The sequence below is a fragment of the Salirhabdus sp. Marseille-P4669 genome (assembly GCF_900240405.1).
GTDB lineage: Bacteria > Bacillota > Bacilli > Bacillales > Alkalibacillaceae > OEQK01.
This window is the reverse complement of sequence record NZ_OEQK01000010.1, coordinates 55,696-63,719: the sequence shown is the minus strand read 5'-3', so window position 1 is coordinate 63,719 and position 8,024 is coordinate 55,696. Positions and strand designations below refer to the sequence as shown.

Sequence of the window (8,024 nt, the reverse complement as noted above, 5' to 3'; positions counted from 1 at the left end):
CCAGCGTTCGTCCTGAGCCAGGATCAAACTCTCCAATAGATTGTTTGATTAAAGCTCATAAATAGTAAATGGTAATGTAAATTACCGAATTGACGTACTGGTTGTTTTGTTCAGTTTTCAAGGTTCATTTTTTGTCGTTGAAAATCAGCGACTTTGTTATTTTAGCAGAGTATTAATTTGTTGTCAATACTCTTTTTTAAAAGCAACATTTCAATGCCGCGTAACAGCGACGAAATATAATTTATCACGTATGCAATTTGAAGTCAACACTTTTTATAAGTTTTTTTATAAATGCACCTTCCCCTCCCCCATTAAAGAAGGCTCGTTATTTCTAATTTACCTTCGTCGTAAAATACTTTGAAGGTAAATACCTCATGCAATCCGCTTGATCAGCATACCTTTTAAATAGTTTATACAATATTTGATATCTCTCCCTCATCGCTCTTTTTACAATATGATCAATTTCTCTGCTTTTCAAATCTAATATCAGCTCTTCCATTTCTCTTTTTAATAAATACTCAAATTCTTTTATTTCCGCTTCATTTAGAATAAATCCATACATAAATTTCATGCTCCTCTTTTTATTCTCTATATAACCTTGTCTTCTCATTTTTACCAAAATCTTTTCTTTTATGATTCTTAACTCAATCATATCTATGTACATGCCCCCATATAATGTAGTAATAACTTTCGGGAGGGACTAACATTGCAGCATTTCTTTGTTGTAAAAATGAACAAATGGAAACGTTGGTTAATTGTTTTAGTGATGGCCTTGTTTGCAGCAATATATTTAGTAACACAAACATTAGGAACCTTCTCTGTATTTTCCACAGAGAACGGGCCAAGGGCATTAATAAAAAGCGGAAAGGATGATTCAAAACAAGTAGCACTAACCTTTAACATTAGTTGGGGACAAGAAAAAGTACATACCATTTTAGATGTGTTAGATAAACAAAAGGTACAAGCTACTTTTTTTGTAAGTGGAGAATGGGCGGAACGACACCCAGAAATCGTAGAGAAAATTACAGAAGCAAATCACGAATTGGGCATGCTAGGATATCGATATAAAAGTTATGTAGAACAAGATATTGAAGAAGTACGAAAGGATTTATTAAGGGCGAGAGAAGTATTTCAGAAGCTAGGCTATTCTAATGTGACGTTACTTAGACCACCAAGCGGACAGTTCAATGAAGATGTGTTAAAACTAGCAGAAAATATGGGATTCTCCGTTATCTATTGGAGTGTCAATCCAAACGATTGGAAAAACCCCGGAACAGAAAAAATAGTCAACCATGTATTAGAAAATACCTCTAGTGGGGATATCATATTATTACACGCTTCAGACGTCATAAAGCAAACGGAAACAGCTCTTACTGAGATCATCCCTGCAATAAAGAAAGATAAACTAACATTCATCACTATTTCAGAGCTAATTTCAAATAGCTCTTCCGAAAGCAAAGAAGTAAAGTGAAGTACCAGCAAAAGTATTACGTACTCGACCAACAATCAGATAGAGAAATTTCAATTGCAAACAAAAAAGTAGGGATCTCCCTACTTTTTGCTTTTATGGTTTTGTGTCTTTGTATCCTGCTGTTGTTTTTCTTCTTCCACTTTTTTATTGATTTTATGTAATACCAATAACTGATATGTATTACAAGCTAACAACGGAGCAATCATCAACAACATCCAGTCTGCATCACCAGTTCTTAAAACAGGTACCCATTCGATAATTGTGATAACTACCATAAAAAATAAAGCTGGTACAAATGCCCTCTTATTCGTCTCTCTTGCCTTTATATAAGATACTACATAACCAAAAGCAAAAATTACGAACGCGGTAATAAGGTATGGAAATATAGAAGCCCCCTCACCCGCAGCTTTAAAAGGAAAATAAACGAGATCAAATAACGCAAAAGCAATTAATCCAATTTGAACAGTTGGCCAATATCCTTTGAAGACACCCAACCCTATTTGATTCAGTACTAAATATGCAAAAAATCCTGTTTGACTCACAATACTAAATAAGAACCCAATCCCCGCAAACCAAATCAATAACCCAAAGATTTCCCATGTATCAAAAGGAGATAAATTAGCGCTATACGATGAAGATTTAACAAAAAAGCTCATTAAAATTGCTACAATCGCTCCTAGCAATAATGTTCTTGTAAATAACCTTACCCAATTGCGTGATGTCACAACATGCTCCTCCTACGATTAGTCTATTACGTATTTTAACATGTACTCCCCTTTTTTCCTACATTATGTGCGTATATTTTCATTATTCATTCTCATCCTAACAAATAGGAGTCGAATGAAGGAGAGATCCAACATGAAAATAAAATGGATTTCTATTATGTCTTTACTATTTCTGTTAACCGCCTGCGGTGGCGGCGGTAATGGGCAAGCTGCACAAGGAGATGCACAATATGAAACCACAAAGAAAATGGTAGTAGACATAATTAAAACAGATGAAGGCAAAAAAGCATTAACCGAAGTATTAACAGATGAAAAAATGAAAGAGCTACTTGTTATGGATTCCTCAACTGTACAACAGGCGATTGATAAAACGCTCACTTCTGAAGAATCTAAGAAATTTTGGAGTAAGCTATTTGAGGATCCTACTTTTGTCAAAAAATATACAAAGTCAGTAGAAGATGCACAAAAGGATTTAATGAAAGGATTAATGACAGACTCTGAATACCAAAAATTATTAATGGACATTTTTCAAAGCCCTGAAATGACCAATACAATGGTAGATGTTTTAAAAAGCCAACAATTTCGGGAGCATTTAGAAACAACCATTCAAGAAACATTAAATAGCCCGTTATTCAAAGCAAGCATGACAGAGGTCTTATTAAAAGCTGCTGAGGAACAACAAAAACAACAGCAAGGTGGTCAACAGCAAGGCGGAGAATCCGGCGGAGGTGAAGGCGGCGGAGGATCTGGTGGTGGCAGTTCCGGAGGAGGATCTGGTGGAGGAGGAAGCTAGACAATGATTCTTATCCTGATTTATATGTTAAATGAAATATTTTAAACAAAAAAGTTCTGACCACTCATGGTCAGAACTTTTTTGTTAATATTTTTTAATAACCTTATCTGCAATTTTCAAAAATATATTGCCGATTGGATGATCCTTCTGGTATACACCAGGAGCAAAATCATCGTCTTCATCATATGGTTGTTGTAATGGCAAACGTCCAAGTAAGTCCGTTTTTAAAACTTCCGCCAGCTTGTCGCCTCCACCTTGTCCAAAAACATATTCTTTCTGGCCAGTTAATGTACTTTCAAAGTAGGACATATTTTCTACAACACCAAGAATTTCATGGTCTGTTTGTAATGCCATTTGACCTGCACGAGCTGCTACAAATGCAGCTGTCGGGTGAGGTGTTGTTACAATAACCTCTTTTGAGGATGGAAGCATGGCATGAACATCTAGAGCCATGTCACCAGTTCCAGGAGGGAGATCTAAAAGCAAGTAATCAAGCTCACCCCACTCCACTTCTTTAAAGAAGCTTGTTAACATTTTCCCAAGCATCGGTCCTCTCCAAATTATTGGGGAGTTATCCTCCACAAAGAAGCCCATGGAAATAACTTGTACACCAAAGCGCTCAACCGGAATAATCTTTTCCCCACGAACTTGTGGACGGTTTTCAATACCCATCATATCCGGAACACTAAAACCATAAATATCCGCATCAATAACTCCGACTTTCTTGCCTAGTCGAGCTAACGCTACAGCCAAGTTAACTGTAACCGTTGATTTTCCAACTCCACCTTTACCACTAGCAACAGCGATAAATTTTGTATTGGAAGAGCCACCTAAAAGACTCGCTTCCTGTTGTTTCTTCGCTTCCCCTTCATATTTTGCCATCACTTCATCCGGAAGCTTCGTGAAGCGTAAGCCAACTGTCGCAGCACCTTCTTTTTTCAGCGCCGCAACGATCTCTTGTTGTAGCTGCATTTGTTCTTTTGAATTCGGGTTACCAATCGCAAGCTTTACGCTTACATGATTTTTGTCCTCTTTAATCTTAATTTCCTCAATGGCACCCGTTTCTTCAAACGATTTATGTAAATAAGGATCTTGAAATGGTTTTAAAATCTCTTCTACCTTTTTATCCGTTAACATGTTTGTCACCATCCTCTAGTATATTAACCTCTCTAAGGACAGTATAACATATATTGCCTATTTGCTAAGTGATATACATTACAAAGTATGTTTCTTTCTACTCAGGAAATTCCTGCTCTGTAACATAACGAAGTACACCATCATAAATAGAGGCTGCCATTTTTTGTTGATATTCGTCCGTTTTTAATAAATTTCTTTCTTTAGGGTTGGATAGAAAACCAATTTCCACTAATGCCCCAGGTGCATTCGCATTCTTTAAAATATAGACATTGTTAATTGCTTGTACCTGTCTTGTTGTGTTGTCTAAGTTCCTTATTATTTCACTTTGAATAAACTTCGCTAGGTGCTCACTTTCCCCTAAAGAGGGATAATAAAACGTCTGGGCACCTGACCACCTTGAAGAAGGAATGGCATTAAGGTGAATACTTAAAAAGAAATCGGGCTCTTTTTCCTGTATAAACTGCACCCGCTTTCGTATGTCTTCTGATTTCCGCTTGGATAACCCTTGAGTTCCCTCCGCAGCTAAATCTTGATCCTTCTCCCTCGTCATATACACAAGTGCACCTTGCTGTTGCAAGTAATCTCGTAAATACTTAGCAGTGCTTAATGCAATATCCTTTTCCAAGGTTTCATCCGCTCCTACCGCACCCCCATCAACCCCACCATGTCCTGGGTCTAGTACAATCACTTTACCGGATAGGGGTAGCGAGAAGGATTCCCATGCATCCTTAGAAGTTATCGGATATTGAAGCAAATAAATAAGTGCAAAAAAACCCATAAACCACAATACTGTGTATATCGCTTTCTTCTTCATTTACATTTTCCTCCCTAAAGTCCGCTCGTATAAACTATATGGGACAAGGTGTAAGAATATTCTTGAATCTTACTCCCGTAAAATTAAAACTCTCCGCTAACGCGAAGAGTTCTTAATAAAAAGAATACCTTATCGTTTTCCAAACAAAGCTAACAAGCCGATAAAAATGAGTACAAAGGAAAAAACAAGAACAGTGACTACTCCGATAACAAAAATGATTTGCTTTAAGCTTTCAAGGAACGTGTATTTTAAGGGTACATGAATAAGTGCAAAACCTGCTAATATGCAAGCTAAATATAACCAAGGAGCTCTTTGAAGTTTGCTCATTCTAATCCTCCTCGCTTCTAAAGTTAATATTAGTATATGCATAGAAAAAGCAATGGGGTAAGACACGCACCTATGAATCATAAAAGCTTATATGGTAATGAACGTATTTGGAAAATGAAAGATCTAATCTACTAAGTAATATAGGTTACGATAAAAAAAGACTCTCAAACCCGTCGTTTGAAAGTCAACATTACGATACATATAAATTTGAGATTCCCACTTCCTTAAGGTACCTCTAATCCTTGTTCTTTCGAATTTGATATAGCCACTTGTTGCTCAACATTCCGTTTCTTTTCCATTAACCTACCAACCTGCCAACCTACCCCCATATTAAATACGCCCATAAGGAGGAATAATAAGTAATCTCCAATTGGCTCCGGGAGTAAAAGGTCTACAATTAACCAGCCTCCTGCTGTCGCGGCACCGATAATCGCACCGATAATCGCCTTTACGTAACCACCCATACTTTTGCACCACCTTGTTGAAATTCTTCACTTTAAAAGTGTGCATTTAAGGTAAGTTATCATTATGTAGTTCGCTGATTAAAAGAATGTTATTAGCTATGATTAGCTATAACCCACCTATAAGCACGATTCACATTCCACATGGACTATGAACCTCCTCTACATAAGCTTATGTGTTGCACCTTCATGAAATTACTAGAATTTCACCTAAAAGCTGTCCTAATTAGAAGGTAATTATTATGTATTCAATAGCAATAACAACCCTTTCCATTATATGATCCCACTCGCACGATACGAATACGAAACAAACGTAGTTCAGCATTAAAAAAGACCCTTTCCACATAAGTGAAAAGAGTCTTTGAATATAAAAATTAACGCTTAGAGAACTGTGGTGCACGACGAGCTGCTTTAAGACCGTATTTTTTACGTTCTTTCGCACGAGCGTCACGTGTAAGAAGACCTGCTCTCTTTAATACAGAACGATATTCTGGGTCAGCTTCTAAAAGTGCACGAGCAATACCAAGACGAATTGCACCTGCTTGACCAGTGAATCCACCACCACTTACATTTACAAGAACATCATAGCTTCCTTCTGTTTCTGTAACTTGTAATGGTTGGTTTAAGATACGACGAAGTGTTTCGTATGGGAAATAATCTTCTGCATCACGTTTATTTACAACAACTTTACCAGTACCTGGAACTAGTCGCACACGAGCTACTGAGCTTTTACGACGTCCAGTACCGTAATATTGTACTTGAGCCACTCTAGTCAACCTCCTTCTAATTATCCACGAAGCTCGTAAACTTCTGGATTTTGTGCTTGATGCTTATGTTCAGGACCTGCATATACATGAAGCTTTTTGATCATTTTACGACCTAAGCTATTTTTTGGTAGCATGCCTTTAATAGTAAGCTCAATCATTCTTTCTGGATAGTTCGTACGCATTTCATCCGCAGTACGAGACTTTAAACCACCAGGATAGTTTGAATGGCGGTAATACATTTTGTCAGATAGTTTGTTACCAGATAAGTGTACTTTATTAGCATTAACGATGATTACGTGATCACCAGTGTCTACATGCGGTGTGTATGTTGGTTTATGCTTACCACGAAGAATAGCAGCAACTTCACTAGCCATACGACCAAGAGTTTTGCCTTCAGCGTCTACAACATACCATTTGCGTGTCACTTCACTATCTTTTGCGATATAAGTTTGACGCATGTGGAATTCCCTCCTATTTTATCATTCATTCATTTAATTTTTGTTTTCGAATTTTATTTATTAGACACGATTACCTTCCGGGGCTAGTCGTGGTTCTGAAAATAAAATGCCATAGGTTATATTATAATAAATTGCCACCTTATGTCAAGGTTGTTTTCATAATTTCCTACGCTTTGGACAGCTTTTTGTCAGCTTATTCCCTTTCCTATTAAGGAAGTATTTTCTAATTTACTTTATTTTATTCTCCGCTGCAATTACAGTATGCTTAAGAAGCATGGCAATCGTTAACGGACCAACGCCTCCAGGTACTGGTGTAATGGCTCCACACTTTTCTAAACAAGCATCGTAATCCACATCACCTATATTCCCCTTGTTATAACCAGCGTCCAAAATGATCGCACCTTCTTTAATCCAATCACCTTGAACAAATTTCGGTTTTCCCACTGCAGCGACTACTATATCTGCTTTTCGTACAACATCTGCAATGTCTTCTGTCTTAGAGTGGCATATTGTAACGGTGGCATTACGATTTAACAGCATCATAGCTACAGGTTTTCCTAAAATTGGGCTTCTCCCGATTACAACCGCATGTTTACCTTCAATTGGTATATTGTAATAATCGATAATTTCTAGAATGCCTGCGGGTGTACAGCTTGGAAACCTGGCAAAATCAAAGGCAATCTGTCCGAAGCCCTGTGTCGTTACACCATCAACATCTTTTTCGATGGCAATTTCATCAAAAGCACGTCGTTCATCAATTTGGGAAGGAACAGGATGCTGTAATAAGATGCCGTGGACATTTTCATCTTCATTTAATCGTCTTATTTCTTGAAGAAGTTCATCTGTAGTTGTTTCCTCAGGTAAATGAATTCGTTCAGATAACATCCCTAATTTCGCACAGGCATTCCCTTTCATTTTTACATATGTTTCGCTAGATGAATCATTACCTACTAATATCGTAGCTAGTTTCGGTGTAATCCCTTTATTGATTAATGCATCCACTCTAGGCTTTAATGATTGGCGCACTTCATTCGAAACATGTTTCCCATCTAATATGATTGGATTTCCCAT

The 8,024-nt window shown here is 37.3% G+C and carries 11 protein-coding genes; 2 read left to right on the top strand and 9 right to left on the bottom strand.

Going from position 1 to position 8,024, the window contains the following annotated elements:
- Nucleotides 1–331: 331 nt before the first annotated feature.
- Nucleotides 332–562 (bottom strand): hypothetical protein, encoded by a 231-nt coding sequence (locus tag C1A05_RS17090; protein ID WP_102029451.1) that lies wholly within the window; start codon nt 560–562, stop codon nt 332–334.
- A 144-nt stretch (nt 563–706) separates the two neighbouring features.
- Here C1A05_RS17090 and pdaB point away from each other — a divergent pair, with 144 nt between their 5' ends.
- Entirely contained in the window at nt 707–1,471 is a 765-nt protein-coding gene (gene pdaB / locus C1A05_RS17085; RefSeq protein WP_102029449.1) for a polysaccharide deacetylase family sporulation protein PdaB, read from the top strand.
- An 80-nt stretch (nt 1,472–1,551) separates the two neighbouring features.
- Here pdaB and C1A05_RS17080 read toward each other — a convergent pair whose 3' ends face one another.
- A complete protein-coding gene (locus C1A05_RS17080; RefSeq protein ID WP_102029448.1) occupies nt 1,552–2,196 on the bottom strand; it encodes a KinB-signaling pathway activation protein in 645 nt (214 codons plus the stop codon).
- Between the two features lie 133 nt (nt 2,197–2,329).
- Here C1A05_RS17080 and gerD point away from each other — a divergent pair, with 133 nt between their 5' ends.
- Nucleotides 2,330–2,989: a spore germination lipoprotein GerD gene (gene gerD / locus C1A05_RS18460; RefSeq protein ID WP_255398329.1), complete on the top strand. Its 660-nt coding sequence runs from the start codon at nt 2,330–2,332 to the stop codon at nt 2,987–2,989.
- An 84-nt stretch (nt 2,990–3,073) separates the two neighbouring features.
- Here gerD and C1A05_RS17070 read toward each other — a convergent pair whose 3' ends face one another.
- From C1A05_RS17070 to C1A05_RS17040, 7 genes are all read right to left on the bottom strand, one after another.
- The gene (locus C1A05_RS17070; protein ID WP_102029447.1) at nt 3,074–4,126 is read right to left on the bottom strand and encodes an Mrp/NBP35 family ATP-binding protein; all 1,053 of its coding nucleotides are present in this window, start codon (nt 4,124–4,126) and stop codon (nt 3,074–3,076) included.
- 97 nt (nt 4,127–4,223) lie between these two features.
- Nucleotides 4,224–4,940, bottom strand: a complete 717-nt coding sequence (gene cwlD / locus C1A05_RS17065; protein WP_102029446.1) for an N-acetylmuramoyl-L-alanine amidase CwlD — start codon at nt 4,938–4,940, stop codon at nt 4,224–4,226.
- A gap of 129 nt (nt 4,941–5,069) precedes the next feature.
- The gene (locus C1A05_RS17060) at nt 5,070–5,267 is read right to left on the bottom strand and encodes a hypothetical protein (RefSeq protein ID WP_102029445.1); all 198 of its coding nucleotides are present in this window, start codon (nt 5,265–5,267) and stop codon (nt 5,070–5,072) included.
- Between the two features lie 224 nt (nt 5,268–5,491).
- On the bottom strand, nt 5,492–5,731 hold the full coding sequence (locus C1A05_RS17055) for a hypothetical protein (RefSeq protein WP_102029444.1): 240 nt from the start codon (nt 5,729–5,731) through the stop codon (nt 5,492–5,494).
- Between the two features lie 371 nt (nt 5,732–6,102).
- On the bottom strand, nt 6,103–6,495 hold the full coding sequence (gene rpsI / locus C1A05_RS17050; RefSeq protein ID WP_102029443.1) for a 30S ribosomal protein S9: 393 nt from the start codon (nt 6,493–6,495) through the stop codon (nt 6,103–6,105).
- Nucleotides 6,496–6,515: 20 nt separating this feature from the next.
- A complete protein-coding gene (gene rplM, locus C1A05_RS17045) occupies nt 6,516–6,953 on the bottom strand; it encodes a 50S ribosomal protein L13 (RefSeq protein WP_102029442.1) in 438 nt (145 codons plus the stop codon).
- 228 nt (nt 6,954–7,181) lie between these two features.
- Complete coding sequence (locus C1A05_RS17040) at nt 7,182–8,024, bottom strand: bifunctional 5,10-methylenetetrahydrofolate dehydrogenase/5,10-methenyltetrahydrofolate cyclohydrolase (protein ID WP_102029441.1); 843 nt, start codon at nt 8,022–8,024, stop codon at nt 7,182–7,184.